Here is a 22,656-nt window from a genome sequence, read left to right on the forward strand (position 1 = left end):
TCACCCCCGCTCCAGCAGAAACTGCGACACGCCGATGCGACCTTCATCGAAGCCGGCTTCGCAATAGGCGAAGTACAGGCGCCAGATGCGGATAAACGGTTCATCAAAGCCGAGGGCGCGCACGGCATCCAGGCGGGCCTCGAAGCGCTGGCTCCAGCGGCGCAGTGTCTCGGCGTAATCGCGGCCGAAATCGAGGCGGTCCACCACCCGCAGGCCGTGTTGCTCGGCCAGGCGGACAAAGCGCTCGCGGCTGGGCAGCATGCCGCCGGGGAAGATGAACTGCTGGATGAAGTCCGTGCCGGCGCGGTAGCGCTCGAAGTGTGCCTCGTCAATGGTGATGCTCTGCACGAGCGCGCGGCCGCCATGGCGCAGGCAGCGCGTCAGCGTCTTGAAGTACGTCGGCCAGTACGCTTCGCCCACCGCCTCGAACATCTCGATGGACGCGATGGCGTCGTAGGCCGTATCCAGGTCGCGATAGTCACGCAGCTCCACCTTGGCGCGTAGCTCGCCTGCCAGGCGCTCGGCCGTGTAGCGGCGTTGCTCTTCCGACAGGGTGATGCCGTGTACCCGCGCACCGCGAGCACAGGCCATGTCCATCAGGCCGCCCCAGCCGCAGCCGATTTCGAGCACGTCCATGCCGGGCCCGACCCTGAGCAGATCGCACGCGCGCCGATACTTGGCGGCCTGCGCGTCGGCCAGACCATCCCGAAGGCGGCCGTTGAACCACGCGGACGAATAGGCCATGCCCTCGTCCAGCCACAGCCGATAGAAGTCGTTGCCCAGGTCGTAGTGCAAATGGATATTGCGCCGACTGCCTTTGCGGCTGTTCCGACGCAGCAGATGCCGCAGGCGCAGAACAGAACGCGCCAGCGCATTCCCGAAAATCGCCTGCTCCAGCGTGGCCGCGTTCAGGATGGCAAGACGCAACAGGCTGGTGAGATTGCTGGTCTCGACCCATCCGTCGCGATAGGCCTCGGCAAAGCCCACGTCGCCACTGCGCAGGATGCGTGCACAGGCGCGCCAATCCACGATGCGCAACTCCGCAGACAGCGGCGAGGCTGCATCGCCGATCTGCACGTCGCCATCCGGCGTGATGAGGTGCAGCAGGCCGTGGCGCATACGGGCGGCCAGCGCCACGAACAGGCGGCCACTGGCGGGAACGTGGGGCGGCACCCACGCCAGAGAATGCGTGGCAGTCATCGAGGTGGCTCCAGAGAAGACGATGGGTTGTGCGGGCGGCGGCCAAAGAACGGCACCCCCTTGATCCACAGGCGAAGTGCCTGCAAATGAATGCGGCCGATGACCTGTAGCGCCAGCAACGGCTGCCGCAGCAGCGCACGGCGCAGGTGGGTGGCATCGAACGGCTGCAACCGTCCGCCAATGGCGGTGTGCAGCAGCGGGCCATCACAGTCGAGGTAATCGATACGCACCAGCGCGGTCGCCGGGGTCTCGGCAAAGCGAAACTGATAGCCGCCCTCCACCGTGCAGAACGGCGAGACATGCAACTGCTTGCGGCACGTCAGCACGGTATGGGCGCCGATGGGCCCGCCGTCCTCGGCACAGAGCAGGTAGCGATGGTGCTGCCCGAAGGTGTTGTTGACCTCGGCCAGCACCGCGCGCAGCGTGCCGGCTGCGTCGTGGCAGTACCAGAACGAAACGGGGTTGAACATCCACCCTGCGATGCGCGGGAACGTCTGCAACCAGACCTCGCCATCGGCAGGCAAGCCTGCGTCGCGCAGTACACCGCGTATCCACGCAAGCAGATCGGTGCCGTCGCGCGGGCCGTAGTCACGCGTGCGCAGTGACAGCGGCCGCAGGCAATCCACGCCAAACCATGCACCCGTCAGCCGGCCGAGCGCCGAGAGCTTCACGCGCACCGCAAACACCGGATAGACAAAGCGATGGGCCACCGGCCGCAGACGGTGATGCATGACCTGCCCGACCAGCAGCTGTGCGTCGTCGTTCATGGCGCCACCTGTGCCCAGGGCGGGGCGCAGCCGAAGTCTGCCGCCACGCGCAGCGCCGACTTTAGGCCGTCCTCATGAAACCCATACCCGGTCCATGCTCCGGCAAACCAGGTGCCACTGCGGCCCTGGAGCCCCGGCAGGCGAGTCTGTGCGTCGATGGCCGGTTGATCGAACACGGGATGCTCATAGGCGAAGCGCTGGTACTCCAACTCCGGCGCTGGCGGCGCCGGCGGATTCAGCGTGACCACCACGGGCGTCGACACGGGCAGCGGTTGTAGCTGGTTCAGCAGATAGCTGACGCACGGGGCGCCACCGGCTGCGCCCACTTGCGCGGCATCGAGGTAATTCCACGCCGACCACACGCGGCGCCGACGCGGCAGCAGCCGGGTATCGCGGTGCAGGAATGCGGTGTTGGGCTGGTAGCGGAACGCGCCCAGCACGGCGCGCTCATCGTCCGTGGCATCGTCGAGCAGGCGCAGCGTCTGCGGTGCGTGCGTGGCGAGCACCACGGCGTCGTAGCGCTCGCTGCCGGCATCGGTCCGCACATCCACATGGCTGGCCGAGCGCCGGATGCCGCGTACCGGCGTGGCGACACGCACGTCCGCCAGCCGGCGTGCGATGGCGTGCACATAGCTGCGCGCGCCGCCTTTGACCGTGCGCCAACGCGGGCGGTTGAAGATCTGCAGCAAGCCGTGGTTGAGGCAAAACCGCAGAAACGTTTCCGCCGGAAACGAAAGGATGTCGCGGCTCGGGGTCGACCAGATCGCCGCCGCCATCGGCAGCAGATAGTGCGCACAGAACGGTTCGCCGTAGCCGCCAGCATCCAGCAGTGCGCCGAGGCTGTGGCGCCCGTTGCGTGCCACCGCCAGGTTCGCGTGCGCCTGCCGGTTGAAGCGCAGGATGTCGCCCAGCATCGACAGGAACCGCGCCGACACCAGGTTGCGTGGCTGGGCAAATACCGTGCTCAGGCTGGTGCCGGCCCACTCCAGCGCCCCGCCGCCCACCGACACGCTGAACGACATATCGCTCTCGCAATGCGCCACGCCCAGCTCGTCAAACAGCGCAATCAAATTGGGATACGTACGCGCGTTGAAAACGAGGAAGCCCGTATCGACGCCAAAGACCTGGCCGCCCTCTTCGATATCCACCGTATTGGTATGCCCGCCAAGCCGTGGCGCCGCCTCGAACAGCGTCACGGCGTGGCGCTGGGCGAGGAAGTGCGCCGCTGCCAGCCCCGAGATGCCGGAGCCGACGACTGCGATGCGTTTTGCGGGAGCGTGGAGTGTGTTCAAGGCGAGGCCTCTTCGGATCGTTGATCGCTCATTCGCCTTTGCGGCCCGGCAGCAGCGCAAGAAATTCGCGCCGCAAGCTCGAGTCGGTCAGGAACACTCCGCGCATGACGCTGCTCACCATGCGCGATCCATCGTCTTTCGTACCGCGCCAGTGCATGCAGTAGTGCTCGGCCTCCAGCACGACCGCCAGCCCATCGGGCGCCATCCGGTCTTCCAGCAGATCGGCAATCTGTTTGATGGCCTCTTCCTGGATCTGCGGGCGGCTCATGACCCAGTCGATGAGGCGCGCGTACTTGGACAAGCCGATCAACTGCGAATCCTTGCTGGGCATGACGCCCACCCACGCCCGGCCCATGACCGGACACAGATGGTGTGAGCACGCGCTGCGCACCCGCAGCGGCCCCACCACCATCAGCTCGTTGAGGCGCTCGACGTTCGGAAACGCCGTCACCTCGGGTGCCGCGACATAGCGCCCGGCAAACACCTCACGGACGAACATCTTGGCGACGCGGCGGGCCGTCTCCCGGCTGTTGTGGTCTTGCTCCACATCGATGACGAGCGCGCGCAGCACGGCCTGCAGGCGCTCTTCCACCTCGGCCTGGAGCAGGTCGAGTTCGCCATCGCGCAGGTAGGCCGCGATGTTGTCGTTGGCGTGAAAGCGGTGACCAGCGCTCAGTAACCGCTCCCGAACCCGGACAGAAAGCGGCACGCTGCCAGCCGCCCCGGCAAACCCGGGCGGATCCAAAGTGAGCTTCATTGAAGTTGCCTCCGAAAGCGGGCGGTGCCTTCACCGCCCATGCCGGCTCAGGGGCGTTCCTGAGCGCTGTATACGCAGCTAACTGGCGGGTGGATGCAGCGTCTCGGCCCGAATGGCGAATTCCATCGCGTCTTCGAGCATCAGGCGCGCGCGGTTGGCGACATCGCCGAGATGCCGGTGAAGTTGCTCATCCAGCGTGGAGCGCACCGCGCAGCCATCGCTGAACCGCTCGAACGCGTCCAGTTGGCGGATGAGATCCACCAGATGGCGCGGACACTCGCAGGCAATCGTCTGCGATGCGTTGGCAAAGATCTCCAGCTGGCGATCGGTAAACCGGCGTGCATTGCGCCGCAGCGGTTCGAGCTTTCCGTAGACGGCCTCGACGCGCACCAGCTGCGTCAACTCATGCAGGACCTGATCCAGCTCGCTGTGCGCGTTGGGCTCCCGATACAGCCGCACGCCCGCCGCGCGCAGCATGTCGGTGGCGCGCACTGTGCCAAAGCTGTAGATCACGCCGATGGCGCTAGTGCCGGCGCTGCGTGCAGCCGTCAGGATCGCCTGCGCCGTTTCAGGCTGCAAAGACGCTGCTTCGACAACCAACACATCGGTGCCCGAGGGCAGTGCCAGGGATGCCTGTGCGTCAATCGCCGGCAGTTCAGCGACCGGCTCGATACGGAGCGATGCCAGCGTGCTCTTTCTGCGCCGCACGCGCTCTGCCAGCAGCGGGCCGCAGACGGCAAGCGAGATCGCAGCGTGTGACACGGGCGGGCTTGGCTCTTCGGCGGCCGGTGACGTCTCAAGCAGTTGCTCAAGCTCGGCGCTGTCGACGTGCGCGATAGCGCCAATGGCATGCCCGCGATTCACCAGCGACCTCAGCAGCGTCAGCCGCTTGACGTCTTCACGGGAATACAGGCGTTGGCCCGACTCCGATTTGGTCGGCGAAATCACGCCATAGCGCTGCTCCCACACACGTAGCGTGGAGACAGGCATCTTCGCCATGCGGGCGGCCGTGCCACTTCGATACCGGGGGGCTGCGTTGTCTTCGTGTTGCACATGCGTCTCCATGCAAGCGCTGATTGGCTTACATGAAACGCTGCGTGCGCGACAACGTCAATGAAATGTCGGGGTAATGGCCGCTTTTGAGGGAGTTTGAATCGGATTTGAGTCGCTTTTTGGCGCTAAATTGCAGAAGGACTCATTGCAGCGTGCCTAGACAAACACGGTCCACTCCACTCGTTATGAGGGTGCGGACTGGACCGATGCGCATTCGGAATACTTCTCTCACCCAATGCGCTCCATCATCTAGGGCTTGCAGGAACCGATATCGGATCGTTGCCGAGCCGGCCACGACCCTCAACGCTCGAGGCCCGGGGAACCATGCCGTTGAAATGGATTGAAGACCGACTCGTCACAGCGCGAGTCATCGTTTTGCTGTCTATCTTTGTGCCGGGACTCGCCTTGGCCTCTTCCACGCCGGTGCTTGACCGTATCCGCGATACCGGCACCGTCCGCCTCGCATACCGCGAAAGCTCCGTGCCCTTCTCGTTCTACGACGCTGACAAGAAACCCGTCGGCTACGCCATGGATCTCTGTCTGCGTGTGGTCGAACAAGCTGCGCACCGACCTCAAGCGGCCGGACCTGAAGGTGCAGTACGTGATGGTGACGCCGTCCTCGCGCATTCCGACCATCGCCGAGGGCAAGGCCGAGCTTGAATGCGGCTCGACCACCAACACGCGTGAGCGACGCGAGAAGGTGGCGTTTACCATCCCGCACTACATCGCGGGCAGCCGAATGCTCGTGAAAACATCGTCGGGCATCCGCAAGTGGGACGACCTGCGCGGCAAGACCGTCGTGTCCACCCAAGGCACCACCAACATCACCGAACTGCGCAAGGTGAACGATGCGCGCGTGCTGGGCATGAAGCTTCTCGAAGCGAAAGACCACGCAGAAGCCTTTGCCATGGTGGAGAGCGGCAAGGCCGACGCCTTTGCAATGGACGACGTGCTGCTCTACAGCTTGCGTGCCAACGCCAGGAACCCGGGCGACTACGCCGTCGTTGGTGACATGCTGACGGTCGAGCCCTACGCGATCATGCTCAGCAAGGACGATGCGGAATTCAAGCACGTGGTGGATCGTGCGATGACCAACATCATCCTCGACCGCGACGCCGAGAAGCTCTACAGGAAATGGTTCCTGCAGCCGATTCCGCCCCACGGGGTGAAGCTCGACATTCCGATGAACTTCCTGCTGCGCGACTCGTTCAAGTATCCGAGCGACAAGACTGCCGATTGAGCGTTGAATCGCATACCGCCATCGATCACTTTGAGTAGGTCACAGCGCCCATATCGACAGTGCGGGTACGGGCCGTGCCGTACAGGTCGTCGGTAACGAGGGCACTCGCCGTAGTGCTGCCGGCACCGATCGCCGGGCTGCCCGCGCGCAGGTGGAAGTCCGATCCAGCGCTCACAAACAGCGGATCAAGGGTCACTGCCGCCGTCGCAAACCCGGGCGCGCCGCCCGTCCCGTTAAACCAGAGGTTGTTGGCCCAACTGCCTTCCCTGCCGTTAAAGTTGACCGAGCCGCCCAAGAAGCCGCTTCCCGTGCTGGCGTAGAAAATGTTGTTGGCGAAGCTCACCGAGCCCGCAGGCAGGCCCCAATCGTTCGAGATGACACCGTAGTTGCTGCCCTGCTTCGCATTCGCGTTGAGCACCGTGTTGTAGAACGTGTTCGACCAGACCTTGGCGTTCGCGAGGTCGGTGGTATTGAATCGCAGCCCGGAGTACTGCGTGTTCATGATCAGGTTGTCATAGACCTGGACGTTGTTGCCGGTACCGTCAGCCAGGTTGATGCCGTGCTTGCCCACGCCGTCGATCACGTTGTGGTGGATGGTGATGTTGTTGGTCACCGTCGAGAAACCGCCGTTGGTGAAGACCTGGAAGCCATTGCCGCCTGTGATGCCGGAGATAACGTTCCAGCCGACGTTGTACGAGCCGTCGTCGTCGATGTATATGCCGTGGTTCTCAAGGGGGTTGCTGGACTGGCCCAGGGCACACGCGATGTCGTGGATGTAGTTGCCGAAGATCTCAGCGCCCGTGCCCTCGCCGCTGATGCCGCCCGCCTTCGCGTTGTTCGGCGCAGCCCGCGTCGACGCCCAAGGGCCGAGCTCGTTGTTCGAGATGCGCCACGGGCCCGTAGCGTACTGCATGTTGATCGGCGCCGCATCGGTATTCGCGGTCGGGCTCGATTCCAGGTGCAGGTTCGAGATGGCCAGATAGTTGCCGTACGCATGGATGGCCGACCACGGCCCCTGGATGCCGCCGGTGCTGTTGGCCGGTGTCACGTAGTGCACGTCTTCGGGCGCGTTGCCGTTGATCGGGCCCGGATAGGACGTGATGTGGATCCAGCCGGTGCGTGCAGCACCGGTGGGTGCCGAACCCGTCAAGGTGCCGAAGCGCAGCCAGGTGCCATCGAGGCCGTTGGTGTCCGACCATGTGCCGCCGCGCACGACGATCTGGTCGCCCGCATGCGCATTGGCATACGCGCCGGTGCCGGCGGTGATGTTCTGCAGATAGCGGTAGGGGTGGTTGATGTCGTCGAGCGCGCCGGTACTGTCGCTGCCGGACAGCGAGACGAACAGCACGTGGCCAGGGTTCGGCGTGAACGTCACGTTTGAATTGCTTGCGTTCGCACCGACTGTCACGACGACCGGCTGGGCGATGCCCAGCGCATTGCCGGTCAGCGGGCCGACCTGGACAATCAGTTCCTGCAGCCCGGTGCGACCGTTGACCTTGGACGGCCCGAGGTAGCGATAGTTGGCGACGGGCACGCCGCCAATGGTGACCTTCGTTGTCGAACCGATGCCCGACGGATCGCCGAAATTGCGACCGAAGATCGTCAGGTACGCGCCGAGGCCATTCTCGCCACCGCTGACCGGGCCGCTCGGAACGTCCGTGAACAGCACGACCGGCGCGGTGCCGCTCGGGACGGGTGTGGGGCTCCCGCCGGGGCCGGGACTCGTGACGGTGGTGGAACTCGTGCCGTTGCCGCTGCCGCTATCGTCTCCGCCTCCGCCGCCGCAAGCGGTCAGAGCCAAACAGCTCGCCATCAAGGCGAAGGAAATCAAAGTGCCGTATCGAACCATCGTCGTTCCGTAGTCGCAGGACAGCATCGTCTCAATACAGCAGATTGCCCGCGCGCCTCCACTCAGAGAACAACGCATTGCATTGGACTATTGCATCCACAATCTTTAATTATGAATGCAAATCTATTCGCTTCCTATGGGCGAGCGTTAAGAATCCCTCGGATATGGATTAAGGTTTAATCACAATCTTGCGCATCTTGAAATTGGCATAACCGAGTCGACGGCAATACCAAGCTTTTAGGAGTCGAAATGGTGCGTCTTTATTCTAATTTTCAACAACCCTATTCCGAAGGCGCATTGCTTTCCGCGCCGCCAGAAATATTTGGCAACACGATGTTCTACTGAAGGGCCTAAAACGCCCAACCAACGCGAATCCAAACCCGTACACCACGATCGGGCTCGGCCTGGGCGGGCGCCCCGCCACGCCACGCGACCGTGGCGCTCCAGTCGACGGCCCGCGCGTTGCCCCGCACGCCGATCCCCAGCCCATGCAGCGTGCGATGGTTGCTGCCGCTCATGAACGGGTGCTTGTTGATCTGCACGCTGCCCACGTCGTAGAACACGCTGGGCACGAACATGGTGCGCACCACGTAGTACAGCTCGGTGCTGACGGACCAGCCTTGGTCGCCCGATGCCTCGCCGGACGGATATGCACGCAGGCCGCTGGCGCCGCCCAGGACGAACTTCTGATACGAATCCAGATTGCGCGAGGCCATCTGACCGCGCAACGTCAGCAGCGTGCCCAAGGCGCCGCCCAGCCGCTGGTTGCGCTGCAGATCCAGATTGAGTGTGCTGTAGCGGCCCGCGGTCTGCGCGCCCAGCGCATCGATGGCGGCAGCATCGGCGGAGGTGATATCGAGGGTGCCCGTGCCGAGCCGCAGGCTGGCTTGCGTGTCCGCGCCGGCGCCGAAGGCATCCCGGCCGCTGAACAGCAGATTCGCGCTGAGATGCCGCGCGCGCTTGGCAGTATCGGTGCCGGTCGCGCCCACTTGATCAACGATGTCGCGGTGCTCCGCACTGAGTTGCGCGAAGACGTTGGCCGCAACGCTGCGCACGATCGGGTACGACATGTTCCACTCGGCAACGTTGGCATGACCGGTGGCATCCAGCGCTGCAAAGGTGGAGCCCAGCACGTAGCGCGTGCGCGTGAAGCTGGCGCCCGTGGTCAAGGCGCTGCTGCCCACGGGCACCTGCGCAGCGAGGCGGCCATAGTAGAGATCGCTGTCGCTGGCCAGCACGCGGGCGCTGATCTGCTCGCCTCGGCCCAGCAGGCTATTGAGGTTGATCGTGCCGCCCACACGCTCACGCCCCGTGTAGCGCGAACCGTAGTTGTCCGCCTCCAGCCGGCCATTGACGAGCGGTGCGGGTTGGTTCTCCACCCTCAGAGCGGTCTGGCCCGGCTGCGCACCGGCCTCCAAGGTGGCACTCAGGTTTGCACCCGGCAGGTCCGACAGCAGCAGCAAGGCACGGTCGACCGATGCCTGTTCGAGCGGTGCATCGCGTGGGACGGCAGCCAAACGGGCCTCGATCACATCGGCGTGCAAGCGGCTGCCTTCGGCCACATGCACGCGCACGTCAGACACGACGCCTTCCACCACGCGAATCTCGATCTCGCCATTGCGCACGGACTGCGCGGGCAGATACGCGCGCGCCAGCGGCCAGCCGTGCGTGCGATAGAACTGCGTGATGCGCGCGGCGCCGCGTACCAGTTCGTCCAGCGTGTACGTTCCGCCGTTGAGGTCTGCGACGAGCGCTTCGAGCACCTCCGTGGAGTACATCCGCGCGCCCGTCACATGGACTTGGCGCACGGGGATCGGCGTGGTGTCATCGGTGGCAGCGCTGTCATCCTGTTTAACAGGCAGCCCTTGCAGCGATGTATTGCCCGGGGGTGCGCTGAGCGCAGGAGCCGGTGCCGCATCGCGCGCCACATCGCCAGCATCAGGCCGGGGCAGCTCGACGGCCAGCGCGCGCGCGCCAGCCAGCCACAACAGCGCAGGTGGCAAGGTCCGACGTACACATGCAGCAACAGGTTTGAGGCGCAGGGTCATTCAGCGGCCTCCTCGCGGCTGACTGGCGTATCGACTCCCGCCAGCGGCACGCGGTCGAAGATCGCCGTGGACGTGCGCCAACCATGCTCGAGCAGTTCGGCCGGTGCGGGGGCAGAGGACAACCCCGCCAGGCGCGCCTTGACCTGCGTATCGATGATCGGCGCGGGTGGCGGGGCTGCGTCGCTGGTCGGCGGTGTGGGTGCCACCACGACAGGCACGGACACGAGCACCGGGGGCGCCAGCGTAACCGTCAACGTGCCGGCCGCGTAGCGGACGCTGTAGTTGTTCGCGATCAGCCCGCCGGGCAGCACGGCGTAGCGCCCAGCGGGCGAGGCGGTGGTCGCGTCCGTCGCGAACGTCAGCGTGCCTTGCAGGCCGGCGGTCTGCGGCGTCTGCCCGTTCACCAGGCCGGTATAGGCGACGCTGAATGCGGGGTTGGCCTGACCGGTAACGCGGGTGGCGTCGTTGGCAGTGATCAGCAATGACGCGGGCGTAATGGTGAATGCATGCCCGGCTGCTAACTGCACCTGATAGCCCAGGCGGTCGGCCAGTGTGCCGAGGTTGACGGTGTAGCTGCCGGCATCCTGCCCAGTGGCGCGCGCCAGACTGCCCGACAAGCTTTGTGCAGCCGTATCGCCGTTTACCAAACCTGTAGCGCTGTAGGCGAGGCTCGGGTCGGCGGCGCTGCCACCGTCGTACACCTTGGTATTGGATGCATCCGTGGGCGTGACGGTGACGGTGGGCCGCTCGCGATACATCACGGTGGTCAGGCCATCGCCAACGCCGGTTGCGCCAGCGGCATCGCCGTCCTGCCGGTTGTAGCGGAAGTTGCCGCTGCCAGCCGCTGCCCGGCTGGCCAGTGTGCCGCCCAGCACGGTGGAACTCAGCGCCCCGGTGTACACCGTGACGTGGCGGCCGGCATCCATGGCTAGCGTCGCGCTGCTGCGCACGTCACCGCCCGCCGCGACACCACGCCCGGTGGCCGCACCAGCCGACAGCGTCAGATCGCCACCGGTGATGGACCAGTTGCCCTGTGCAGCCAGGTCGCCCGACAGGGTGGTGAACTTTGTGCCGCCGGCCGAGGCGACGTTCGTTACCGTCAGCGCGCGACCGTTGACCACATCCACACCCGACGCTTGCGTGACGGCCAGCGTTGTGAGCGCATTGCCCGTGTTGGTCAATGCGATGGCAGAGCTGCCGCTGTCGAGCGTCGTGGTGCCTGCAACCGCCAACGCCCCGCTCTGGCTGATGCCAGCAGCCGTTGCATTCAGGTTACCGGTCAGCGCCGAGGTGCCCAGCGTCAACGCTCCGCTGTCGACCAACGTAGCGTTGCTGCCCGTGAGCGAGACTGCACCGCCAAAGGTGTTGCCGGTGTTGGCGAGCGTGATGGCCGACGTGCCCGCGTTGAACGTACTGGTGCCCGACACGTTGACGGCACCCGTCTGCGAAATACCCGACGCTGTCGCGCTCAGGTTGCCGCTTAGGTTGGAAGTCCCCAGCACCAATGCTGTGCCGTTGACCAGCGTGGCATTGGTGGCGCTCAGTGCAACGGGGCCGCCGAACGCGTTGCCGCTATTGGTCAGGCTGATGCTGTTCTCGTTGCCGGTGCTCGCGATGGTCGTACCGCCGCCGACATGGAAGACCCCACCGAACGTCGCGTCATCTTGAATCGAGCCGGCTGTCGTGGAAATAGAGAGATTGCCGGGCGTCGTGAGGCCGCCTTTGATCCACAGCGCGTGGCGCGCCGTGGCCTGGCTTGAAGCCGAGATCGTGACGGGCGCCGCCGTTGCAAACGTAAGCGTCGCACCGCTGCCGATATAAAACCCGCTGTACCCGCTCACGCTATCCAGCGACTGTGCGTTGATATTGATGGCCGAGGCGGTCGGCGCGCTCATTGTGACGGCGCCCGTGCCTGAACCCCACACGCCATCGCCGCCCGCGTTGGAGCCCGCAATGGTGATTGCCCCCGATGTGGCCGTGAGGTTGACTTTGCCCTCCAGCTTGACGGCAGCATTGGTGTTGCTCGTGCTGCTAGCGCCGCCCACTACGCTGTTGGTGCCCGTGATGTTGATCGTGCCGCCTGTCAGGCTGGCCGCGTTGGCACCGCTGCCCGCCACGTCCACGGCGGAAAGCTGGTTCCGGTACGTGGTGGAGGCCGGATTGCTGGCCGTGCCCGCAATCGTGAGTGCGCCGCTGGTCGACAGCGTATCGAGCGCACTCAACGTGACGCCGCTGCCGGCCCAGGTGGCCGTGGCGCCAGTGGCCGTGCCGTTGAGCGTGATTGCACCGCCGCCCGTGCTACGCAGCGTGTTGCTGCCCGCCAGATCGACCCCGATATTGTTGGTGGAAAACAGCGGCGCCCCATTGCTGTTGTTGCCCGTGACAGTGGCCACGCCGCCACTGGTGCCCGATACCGTAATCGCGCCCCCCACGGTGCTCAGCGTATTGGCGCTCAAGAAAACACCTTGGCTATTGGCATTGCTCGGCAACACGCCCGACAGGCTGATGTTGCCGGTGCCGGTTGTGGCCCACGTGTTGTTTTGCAGACTGAGCGCGGGCGCCGTGGCCGACTGTGCCCCGCTGGCCGTCGCGCTGATATTCCCGCCGTTCGCACTGATGTCCAGATAGCGCAGGGCAATGCCGCTGGTGGTAGCCGCGCTCGTGGTGGCGTTGGCGGTCATCGACACATTGAGCGCGCCGCTGGTGCTGGTAATGCCCCGGTGCGCACCGCTGCTGGCGTTCGTGGTGATGCGTCCATCGGCAATCAGCGTCAGGCTGGCGTTACCACCGGCGGTTTTGGCAATGCTGCTGTTGATGGCGATGTTGCCTTCCTGCGCGCCGGCACCCGTGGTGGTGATCGTGACGTTGCTGCCGCTGTTCAGGAGGCTCTGAATGCTGCTGATATTGACCAGCGAGCCGGAGGCGCTCGGCGTCCACACACCGCTGGAAAAGCTGCCGCCAGTTTGGGGGCCGGTCGAAATGGTCACGTTGTAGGGGTCCAGCAGCCACGATCCGCCCGCGCCGCCGGGGCCACCCGTCACGCTCACGGCAATGCCGTCGGTGTCCAGCGCATGGCCCGAGGTCTCGATATGGCCGCCCTGCCCGCCCTGTGCACCGCCATTGGCAGCCAGCGTGCCGTGCACATTGGCTACGTCGGTTCCCCAGACGATGATCTTGCCGCCGTCGCCCCTCGTGGTGGCGCTCGCGTCGATGGTGGCGTCGGCTGCAACGTACGTTGCCGTGGCATTCGGCTCAGCGCCCTCGCCGCGCGCGTTGCCGCCGATCAGTGCGGTACCGCCACCGGCCTTGCCCCGTACGTTGATCTGCGCGCCATCGAACAAGCCCACCTTGTTGCCCGTGACCTTGACTGTGCCGCCCACACCGCCGGCTTCCGTGGCGCTTGCATCGAGCCTGCCGCTCACCTGCGTGACACCGACCACGGGGTCGCCCGCCAGCTCGATGGTGCCTTGCCGGTTGGATACCGTGCGCGCCTGCACCACGCCAGTTGTATTGACGACGGACTCGCTCAGTGCGTCCAGCCCGCGTGCCGTCAGCACCACGCGTCCGCCGTCGGCCACGATCATGCCGCCGTTGTTGACCAGTGTGCGGGCCGCGCCCTGACTGATCGTGTAGCCCAGCGGGCTGCCGTCGGCCAGCGTGAGCGTCATGGCCCCCACGCCGGCCAGCAACACGTCACCGCCCGGGGCCTGAATGCTGCCGGTGTTCTCCGCCCGATTGGCGATCAGCGCCACCTTGCCGCCGCTTGGCACGCTGATCGTGCCCTGATTGACGACGCCGGCCGAGCTGCTGCCCGAAAACGCATAGCGGCCCGCTTCAAAGTCCGCATTGCTCAAATTGAGCGTGCTGGCCACCAGGCCGCCAACGTTGACGTGCGCGCCCGCCCCAAACAGCACGCCGTTCGGGTTGAGCAAAAACACCGTGCCATTGGCATTGAGGGCGCCCAGAATGCTGCTCGACTCACTTCCCGTGACGCGATTCAACGCAATGGCACCCGCACCCGGCTGGATAAAGTTGACGGACTCCCCCGGTTGAATGCTGAAGCGCGCCCAATCGATGGCGAGCCTGGGGGTCGTCTGGGTGATGGTGGTCGTAGCGCCACTCTGTCCGATGCTGCCCGCACCGGACGTCACAACGCCGCCGGAAGGCCCCGCTAACGCTGGGGCACTGGCGATCAGGCTGGCTACCAGCATGGCGCCGCCGGCCCGGCGTCCCCGCACGTGTTCTGCCACAGCAACCCAGCATTGGGCAGTGCGGCTCCATATCAGGCGATAGGCGCGATTCTTTGTGGCGTGTCGATGCATGGGATTGGGTCAGCACCCACGCAAAGAAGTGGTGCTTAAGGCGCGGGACCTAGGAGCGGATAACTCCTAGGTATTCGGCGTGCCCGAGCGCCGCTGAATCCGGCATTTACCCTAACTCGCCTGCGTTCTGCACGTAGGGTCGGGCAGCACGGTCCGCCTATTGCCGGTCATTTGAGGTGCCCAAACCACGCGAACGCATTCCGTTTTCCCATCGCTTCATTCTGAAGTCTCATGACTCCCGGCATCGCCTTGCGGTAGCTTAAGCGGCCCTCCCTTGAAGGCGCGCTGAGCGGGCACCTGCAAAGTGCGCCACGCCTCTCGTTAGACCGGCGTGGTTCATACAACAAATTCCCCCGATGCAGCGTCGTCACGAATATTACACATACTGAGTACTAATATTCGCCCGTCCGGAAGAAGGCACGCGGCCAACAAGACGCCGCGCGCACTAAGCCCGGACTGAACGGGGTTCAAAAAAGAGGCCGCGCAGCACGCGAGCACACCGAGCCCCGCACGACCACGCCAACCACGCTTTCGGGGAAACCATGCTTGATCTACAGGGGGGAAGGCACTGTCTGCGCCTTTCCGTGATGGCACTTGCCATTGGTGCGGCGCTGCCGCTGCTCGCTCAGGCGGCGGATGACAACGCATCGGCACAGAACACATCGGGGAGCACTGCCAAGGCAAGCAAGGACTCGGAAAAGGCTGGCGGTGCGGTTCAGCACGTCGGCAGCGTGGAAGTCACGCGGCAGCGCGCACAGACCAGCGCCGCGGTCGCCACCAAACAAACGGAAGAGCGCGTAGTCGACGTGCTGACGCGCGACCAGATCGAGAACCTGCCCGATGCAACCGTCACCGATACGGTCAGGCGCGTGGCAGGTGTCTCGGTCAGCTTCAACCCCGATAACGTCAACGGCCGGGACGAAGCCCAGTTCATCGCCATTCGCGGGTTGGACGGCAGCTACAACAACGTCACGATCGACGGCGCGCCGATGGCCTCGACCGACCTGACGAGCCGCAGCGCCCGCACCAACATGCTGCCGTCGTCGTTGGTCAAGCAAGTGCAGGTGTACAAGACTTGGCTGCCTGATCAGGACCCCAACGCGGTGGGCGGTTCGGTCAACATCGTCACGCGCAGCGCGTTCGACAACGGCGGCAAACCCTATCTGAGCATCACGGGCGAGCTCGGGCATACGCGGGACACCGGCAAGGTGCTGTCGGCGGACGAAGGGCTCGCGCGCAAGACCGACATGGTGTTCAGCAGCACCTTCGGGCCCACCGGGGCGCTGGGTGTTGTCGTCGCGGCCAACTACGAAAACCTGGATACCTCGTCGATCGGTCACATGACGACCGACAACATCTTCTACAACTACTACAACACCAACGGCGCCAACGCGAACAACCCCACCACCGGCGGCCCGAACACGGGCAACGGCATTCCGGTGCCGCAGCAGTTCAAGTACTGGCAGTTCCTGAAGAACTTCCAGCGCAAGGGCCTGGACACCAAGGTGGAGGCGCGATTCAGCCCCGACATCTACGGCTTCGTGGCACTCGGCTACAACAACGAGACCACCCGCCAGACGCGCAACGAGACCTTCATCGACGACAGCCGCAGCACCGGCGCGAATCCGGTCTCCAACCAGACGCCGACGTCGGGTCACTTCGCCCTGGGCGAAGCCGAAGCGGGCAACATGATCTCGAAGCTTGATCGTACGGTGCAATCGGCGCAAGGCGGCCTGGACTGGAAACTCAGTGACGACCAGGTGCTCTCGTTCCGCTCGTCGCTCTCGCAGGCGACGCATCGCGAGCCGCGGCAGATGGCCAAGTACATCTTCGCCAGGTTCCGATACAACGCGCCCGGCACCGCTCCCACGTTGAGCGGCACGCCCGGCCTGGCGATGAACTACGACACGTCGGGGTTCGAGCCCGGCGTGTCCGTCAACCCGGGCAACTTCGACAACCTGAGCAACTGGCAGGCGTACTACTGGCGCAACGAGACCATCTCGATCGATGACCGGGTCGGCAACGTCAAGCTCGATTTCCGCCAGAACATGGATGCCGACTCGCGCGGGCTCGGCTATGCGGTCGGTGTCGACTATCGCCGGCTGGGCCACAGCTACAGCGACAACTTCAACCAGTACAACCCCAATGCAGCCGGCATGACGCTGGCGGGCGCAGGCTATCTGTCCGGCACGACCATGCCGTTCACCAACGGCCTGCCGTTCATCATCGTCGACCCGGCCCGCGCCTGGGCGCAGTTTGCGGCCAACGCCAACATCATCTCGGCCAACAGCGGCAACCTGGCCAGCAGCCTGCAGAGCAACTACTCGCACAGCGAACAGACTGCCGCCGGCTATGCAATGGCCGCCTATCGGGCCGACCGGTTCAGCGCCGTCTTTGGCCTGCGGCAAGACAACACCGACCTGTCGACCACGGGCAACGTGCGCAGCGTCTCCAACGGCAACACGACCTGGCAATCGTCCACCAAGGATTCGCACTACAACTTCACGCTGCCGGCCGCCTCGTTCATCTTCGACGCCAGCTCCGCAGTCAAACTGAAGTTTGCGGCAAGCCAGACCATCGGCCGGCCGAACTACGACGCCTACGCACCGAACACCACCATCTCGGAGAACACCGACGGCTCGGTCACGATCTCGCAGGGCAATCCGGAGATCAAGCCGCGCAAATCGGACAACTTCGATGTCTCCACGGAGTGGTACCTGCCGAACGCGGGGCTCGCTTCGGTGGCCGCGTTCCACAAGCGCATCAAGAACGAGATCTACACGGTGCAAAGCCAGGGGCAGATCTTCTTTGACGGTGCCACCCGCAATGCAGCGATCTCGCAGCCGCTCAATGCGTCCAGCTCGCAACTCAACGGCATGGAGTTCAACTTTGTGCAGGGCACCCTGGGTTGGGTGAATCCGTACCTGAAGGGCGTCGGGTTCAGCAGCAACCTCACCTTGCTGGCGGGGCGCCTGAATGCGCTCACCACCTCGGGCGCGACGCGCACCATCGACCGCCTGGTCAACCAGCCTGACCAGATCCGCAACCTGACGGTCTTCTACAACTACCAAAAGTTCGGCGTGAGCGCTGCCTACAACTGGTCGGGCGACAGCCTGCGCATCGTCGACTCGGCGCTGCCAAGCCAGGACGTCTATTGGAAGGCACGCAAGCAGATCGATCTGCAGGCGCACTACGACATCGGCGGTGAATGGCGCGCCCTCTTCTCGATCGGCAACGTCACCAACTCGCCGCTGGTCAGCGTGACCGGCCCGGGCCGCAACCTGCTGAAAGACACGTTTTCGCTTGGCCGCACGTACTGGCTTGGGCTGACCTACACGCCCAAGAAGCTCTGAGACCGAGCAATCCATACCCTATCCCTGAAGACTGAAGGAGTCCCATGAACACCTACCAACAATTCATTGATTTGAGCTTGCAATCGATGGGCATCATTCCTCTGCTGGCCCTCATGCTGCTGGTCGTGCTAGCCGTGACCATCGAGCGCGCTGCGTTCTTTGCACGCATCGTTCCGTCGGGCCATGCGCTGGACCGTGAGCTCGCTGGCGTCGATCACAACCAGGCAGAAGCGTTGCGCGCCATCGCCACGCGCTATGAGACCACCGTGTTCGGTGGCACCCTGCGGGCCGCCATCGACGCGCGGCACCTGGAACCCGAAGCCATGGACCGCTACGTTGATGAAGCCATCGTGCGCACGCTGCCCCAGCTTGATCGCTCGCTGTGGCTGCTGGACGCCGCCGTTACGCTGGGCCCGCTGATCGGCCTGCTTGGCACCATCATCGGCATTACCGAATCGTTCAACGTACTCGGCACCAGCGGCCCCAATGTTGGCGCTGTCACGGGTGGCATCGGGCACGCGCTCATCGCAACCGGCTGTGGCCTGGCGGTGGCCATCGTCGGTGTGGCGGCCAACAGCTACTTCAGCAAGCGCGTGCGCCTGGCGACGCTGCAGCTCGATCTGGTCAAGCTCACCTGCGTCAAGCGTCTGCATCTGGTGGAAGGGCAGCCCACCACGCATGCGGCCGCGCAAACTTCGGTCGAACGCGCCCCCTTCAAGCGCGCGCTGAACGCCGGTCTGTCGGGAGCCTGACCATGAGCCGCACACGCTACATGGAGGCGCGGGAGCCGCGCATCGAGATTGTCCCGATGATCGACATCATGATGTTCCTGCTGATCTTCTTCATGGTGACGATGCTGAAGATGATCGACACCAGCGGGCTCAAGATCAACGTTCCGCAAGCCTCCACCGCTGCCGCACTGCCCAAGGCGACGCTGACCATCGCCGTGAAGAAGGAAGGCGGCCTGTACTTCGAAGGCCAGCCGATCGAGGCGGACGCCCTGACGCAGAAGATCAAGGCGCGCGCGCAGGAAGCCAAGCTCGAAGTCCTGATCGCGGGCGACAAGGACGTGCCGCTGCAGGAACTGCTCCGCGCGATGGACGTGGCGCGCTCGGCCGGCGTCGAAGACCTCGGTATCGCCGCAAAGCGCTAAGGGGATGCGATGAGTACGTCCTTGCCGGCAACGGCACCCTTTGTGCAATCGAAGCCACCAACGCCACTGGCACAACCCGCCCACGATCTGCCCTCGGGGCTGCGCATGCCCGCAGCACTGGCGATCGCGCTCGTGCTCGAAGCTGGATTGATTGCCGCGTTTCTCGGCAAGCGGGCTGATCCGCCCGTGGCGCCCCCACCGCCTGTCAAGGTCGCGCGCCTAGTGACGATTGCAGATGTTCCCGGAGCGCCAGAGCCGACGCCGCCCGCACCCGCGCCAGCGCAAGCCACACCGAAACCGAAGTCCGCTCCGCCGAAACCAACCCCTTTGCCTAAGCCTGCCGCCGCCCCATCGCATGCCGACGCGGCGCCCACGCCAGATGCCAAGCCGAGCGAGGTGCCGGCGGCGGCTCCGACACCCACTCCCGCAGCCACTCCGGCGCCGCGAGAGAAACCGGCCGAGAAGCCAGGTGGCGTGCGTCGCGGCCTGGTGCCGCTGGTACGCATCGAGCCCGACTACCCGCCACGTGCCCTGGCCAACAACACCGAAGGGGTGGTGGTCGCGCAGGCCACGATCGAGGCAGACGGCAGTGTCTCGGCGGTCCGCATCGTCAGCGCGCAGCCTTCAAAGGTGTTCGACCAGGAAGCCATCCGTGCGCTCATGCGCTGGAAGTTCTCGCCCAACGACGGTGGCCTGACCGGCGAGATCGAGCTGCGCTTCCGGCTGAGCAACTAACGCCATGCAAGACACCCGCATGCCTGCATCCGTTCTGCCCGACGTTCATCCTGCCGGCCTCAAGTTCCATCGCGATGGCACGGTCCGCCGCTTTCCGGGCAATACGATCCTCTGCCATGTCCCGCGTCCCAGCGCGCTGTGGAATGCGCTGGTCGCCGTACGTGATCAACTGAGCGACAGCGGCGCTACAGAGCATCTGACCTTCCTGCCGCCCGAGAGCTATCACATGACGGTGTTCGAGGGCGCGACCGACCATACACGGACAGCGGGCTTCTGGCCGGCTGATCTCCCGCCCGACACTCCGCTCGGCATCTGTACACGCCACCTGGAGAGAAAGCTGACGCGCTTTGACATCGGCTGCGAACTTCCGCTGCGCATGACGATTGCCGAGCCCAGCTTGCAAGTTCGCGCGGGTGTCATCGCGCTGACTCCCGTTGATGATGCGGAACACTGCAAGCTGCGGATATTGCGCGACCGCCTGTCTGAACACCTGGCGATCCGGCATCCGACGCACGATGCGTATGTCTTCCATATCACGCTCGCCTATCCGCTGACCGCCATGACACCCGAAGACACCGCAGCCTTGCTTGACCGGCAAGCCGCGTGTGCCGGCTGGCTTCGGCGGCAGGTTCCGGTCTTCGAACTCGGACCGCCGGCGTTCTGCACCTTCAACGATATGCACGCCTTCGTGCCGCGCCTGGTGCTCGGGCACGACACCATCGCTTCCTGGTAACCCACAATGAACCGACGCGACATTCTCAAAGCAGGGTCGGCCGCCGGCATCGCCTCGATGCTGTCGGCGTTTCCTCCGTCCATCCGGCGTGCGCTCGCCCTGCCGGCATCCTCACCCACCGGAACGATCCGCGACGTACAGCACGTGGTCATCCTGATGCAGGAGAACCGGTCGTTCGACCACTACTTCGGCACGCTCGCCGGCGTTCGCGGCTTCAATGACAGGAACACCGCGCCATTGCGCGGCGGACGGACAGTTTGGGAGCAGCCCGATGGGCACGGTGGCGTCATCCTGCCGTTCCATATGCCGAGCCAGAGCACGGCGTCTCAGCAGGTCCAGTCGCTGCCGCACAGTTGGGTCGACGGGCATGCCGCCTGGGCCAACGGCCGGTATGACAACTGGGTGCCCGCCAAGGGCGCGCTGACGATGGGGCACTACACGCGCGACGATGTCCCCTATCACTTTGCGCTGGCCGACGCGTTTACGGTGTGCGATGCGTATTTCTGCTCGCTGCCCGGGTCCACCAACCCGAATCGCTCGCACCTGATGGCCGGCACCATCGATCCGTTTGGTGCGCACGGTGGCCCGATGAAAGACCAGCCTGCGGAAGGGCCGGATTTTCAGCCGCGCAATGGCCCGCCTGTGTCCTACACGACCTATCCGGAGCGGCTGGAGGCGGCGGGCATTTCGTGGCGGATCTACCAGGGAATTGATGCCGACGGCCCATTCCCGATCGACGTGCAGGACAGCATTCGGAGGCGCAACGATCCGCGTCCGGAAGACCCGAATGCCTCAGTCAGTTGCTTCAACGTGCTGCGCTTCTTCAAGCAGTTTGCCAACGCACCGGAAGACTCTGCGCTGTACCGCAACGCGATGACGCACCGGCCGCCCAGCGTCTTCGCAGCCGATGCCAAGGCTGGCGCGCTCCCGCAGGTCTCGTGGGTGATGCCCCCGCACAACTGCTCCGAGCACCCCAAGTGGACGCCGGCCGACGGGGCGACGTTCATCTCGTTCGTGCTCGACGCGCTGACCGCCAACCCGGAAACCTGGAGCAAGACCGTGCTTCTGGTCATGTACGACGAGAACGACGGCTTCTTCGACCACGTGCTGCCGCCATCCCCGGCGGCCACGCCGGAACAAGGCGCCTCCAACATCGACGTGGCCGATGAAATCCATGCGAAAGACGGCCTGCCGTTCGGCCTGGGGGCGCGCGTCCCGCTGCTGGCGATCTCGCCGTGGTCCAAGGGCGGTGCGGTGTGTTCGCAGGTCTTTGACCACACCTCGGTCATCCGCTTCCTGGAAGCGCGCTTTGGTGTGCACGAGCCGAACATCAGCGCGTGGCGACGCGCCGTGTGCGGTGACCTGACATCGGTGTTCGATTTCTCCGCGCCCGACGCAGGGCGCCCTGCCTTGCCCGACGCGCGGGCGTTCCTCTCCACACGTGCCATGCAGCCGGGCCTGCCCGCACCCCGCCCGCCGCAGGTACAAACGCTGCACCACCAGGAACCCGGCCAACGGCCGGCCCGTGCCTTGCCTTACGCCCTGCACACCCATGCCAAGGTAGATTCGGCAAAGCAGGCGCTACAGCTGCAGTTCATCAACAGCGGCAGCGTGGGCGCGGTCTTCCACGTGTTCGACCACACCGTCGATACCGCGCCCAAGCGCTATACCGTCGATGCCAACAGCCAGCTTGCCGGTCATTGGCCGCTGGCAGCCGGCGGACACTACGATCTGGAAATCCTCGGGCCGAATGGATTCCTGCGCCGCGTCTCGGGCCGGGTGGCAACCACTGCCCCGGCAAGCAGCGTGCTCGAAGTGCGGCCCCGCGATATGCGCGGCACGGGCGACCTGCGGCTGGAGTTGTTCAACCGCGACACCGTTCCTCACACCGTCACGATTGCGGACAATACTTACGGTGCCGCGACGCGTACCTATCGTCTGCCAGCCGGCGGGCGCATCGAGGCAGACTGGGCGCTCGCCGCCAGCGACGCCTGGTACGACCTGACCGTCACGGCCGGCAGCGCTGGAGACTTTGCATGGCGCTATGCCGGCCATGTGGAAACCGGAAAACCCAGCAAGTCCGACCCGGCACTTGGCCGCAACAGCAACCCTGTCGCTCCGCCAGACCGACCAGACCGACCGCCAGCCACCTGA

14 protein-coding genes and 1 pseudogene are annotated in these 22,656 nt (G+C 65.0%); 7 read left to right on the top strand and 8 right to left on the bottom strand.

Annotation, left to right across the window (positions count from 1 at the left end):
* The 5 genes from ACS7SF_RS22060 to ACS7SF_RS22080 all read right to left on the bottom strand — a co-directional run bounded on the left by ACS7SF_RS22060 (position 1) and on the right by ACS7SF_RS22080 (position 5,081).
* Positions 1 to 1,200 (bottom strand): class I SAM-dependent methyltransferase, encoded by a 1,200-nt coding sequence (locus ACS7SF_RS22060; protein WP_439894255.1) that lies wholly within the window; start codon positions 1,198 to 1,200, stop codon positions 1 to 3.
* Complete coding sequence (locus tag ACS7SF_RS22065) at positions 1,197 to 1,967, bottom strand: DUF1365 domain-containing protein (protein WP_439894256.1); 771 nt, start codon at positions 1,965 to 1,967, stop codon at positions 1,197 to 1,199. Before ACS7SF_RS22065 ends, ACS7SF_RS22060 begins: the two co-directional genes overlap by 4 nt.
* Complete coding sequence (locus ACS7SF_RS22070) at positions 1,964 to 3,259, bottom strand: NAD(P)/FAD-dependent oxidoreductase (RefSeq protein ID WP_439894257.1); 1,296 nt, start codon at positions 3,257 to 3,259, stop codon at positions 1,964 to 1,966. Before ACS7SF_RS22070 ends, ACS7SF_RS22065 begins: the two co-directional genes overlap by 4 nt.
* Positions 3,260 to 3,287: 28 nt before the next feature.
* Complete coding sequence (gene folE / locus ACS7SF_RS22075; protein ID WP_439894258.1) at positions 3,288 to 4,016, bottom strand: GTP cyclohydrolase I; 729 nt, start codon at positions 4,014 to 4,016, stop codon at positions 3,288 to 3,290.
* Between the two features lie 78 nt (positions 4,017 to 4,094).
* Positions 4,095 to 5,081 (bottom strand): MerR family transcriptional regulator, encoded by a 987-nt coding sequence (locus tag ACS7SF_RS22080; protein ID WP_439894259.1) that lies wholly within the window; start codon positions 5,079 to 5,081, stop codon positions 4,095 to 4,097.
* A 312-nt stretch (positions 5,082 to 5,393) separates the two neighbouring features.
* On the opposite strand from ACS7SF_RS22080, the pseudogene ACS7SF_RS22085 reads away from it, so the two are divergent.
* Positions 5,394 to 6,309 (top strand): annotated as a pseudogene (locus ACS7SF_RS22085) (amino acid ABC transporter substrate-binding protein).
* Between the two features lie 25 nt (positions 6,310 to 6,334).
* On the opposite strand, the gene ACS7SF_RS22090 reads toward ACS7SF_RS22085, so the two are convergent.
* From ACS7SF_RS22090 to ACS7SF_RS22100, 3 genes are all read right to left on the bottom strand, one after another.
* A complete protein-coding gene (locus tag ACS7SF_RS22090) occupies positions 6,335 to 8,110 on the bottom strand; it encodes a choice-of-anchor Q domain-containing protein (RefSeq protein ID WP_439894260.1) in 1,776 nt (591 codons plus the stop codon).
* 398 nt (positions 8,111 to 8,508) lie between these two features.
* Complete coding sequence (locus ACS7SF_RS22095) at positions 8,509 to 10,206, bottom strand: ShlB/FhaC/HecB family hemolysin secretion/activation protein (RefSeq protein ID WP_439894261.1); 1,698 nt, start codon at positions 10,204 to 10,206, stop codon at positions 8,509 to 8,511.
* Entirely contained in the window at positions 10,203 to 14,528 is a 4,326-nt protein-coding gene (locus ACS7SF_RS22100) for a two-partner secretion domain-containing protein (protein ID WP_439894262.1), read from the bottom strand. Before ACS7SF_RS22100 ends, ACS7SF_RS22095 begins: the two co-directional genes overlap by 4 nt.
* 587 nt (positions 14,529 to 15,115) lie before the next feature.
* On the opposite strand from ACS7SF_RS22100, the gene ACS7SF_RS22105 reads away from it, so the two are divergent.
* From ACS7SF_RS22105 to ACS7SF_RS22130, 6 genes are read left to right on the top strand one after another with little or no spacing between them, the layout of a single operon-like run.
* The gene (locus tag ACS7SF_RS22105) at positions 15,116 to 17,881 is read left to right on the top strand and encodes a TonB-dependent receptor (RefSeq protein WP_439894263.1); all 2,766 of its coding nucleotides are present in this window, start codon (positions 15,116 to 15,118) and stop codon (positions 17,879 to 17,881) included.
* A 44-nt stretch (positions 17,882 to 17,925) separates the two neighbouring features.
* Positions 17,926 to 18,633, top strand: a complete 708-nt coding sequence (locus ACS7SF_RS22110) for a MotA/TolQ/ExbB proton channel family protein (protein WP_439894264.1) — start codon at positions 17,926 to 17,928, stop codon at positions 18,631 to 18,633.
* Positions 18,634 to 18,635: 2 nt separating this feature from the next.
* Positions 18,636 to 19,034 (top strand): ExbD/TolR family protein, encoded by a 399-nt coding sequence (locus ACS7SF_RS22115; protein WP_439894265.1) that lies wholly within the window; start codon positions 18,636 to 18,638, stop codon positions 19,032 to 19,034.
* A gap of 9 nt (positions 19,035 to 19,043) precedes the next feature.
* Positions 19,044 to 19,769 carry an energy transducer TonB gene (locus ACS7SF_RS22120; protein WP_439894266.1) on the top strand — a complete coding sequence of 242 codons (726 nt, stop codon included), beginning with the start codon at positions 19,044 to 19,046 and terminating at the stop codon, positions 19,767 to 19,769.
* A gap of 4 nt (positions 19,770 to 19,773) precedes the next feature.
* Positions 19,774 to 20,502, top strand: a complete 729-nt coding sequence (locus ACS7SF_RS22125) for a DUF1868 domain-containing protein (protein WP_439894267.1) — start codon at positions 19,774 to 19,776, stop codon at positions 20,500 to 20,502.
* A 6-nt stretch (positions 20,503 to 20,508) separates the two neighbouring features.
* Positions 20,509 to 22,656 (top strand): phosphocholine-specific phospholipase C, encoded by a 2,148-nt coding sequence (locus ACS7SF_RS22130; protein WP_439894268.1) that lies wholly within the window; start codon positions 20,509 to 20,511, stop codon positions 22,654 to 22,656.

It is taken from the genome of Ralstonia sp. 25C (assembly GCF_051904805.1).
Lineage (GTDB): Bacteria > Pseudomonadota > Gammaproteobacteria > Burkholderiales > Burkholderiaceae > Ralstonia.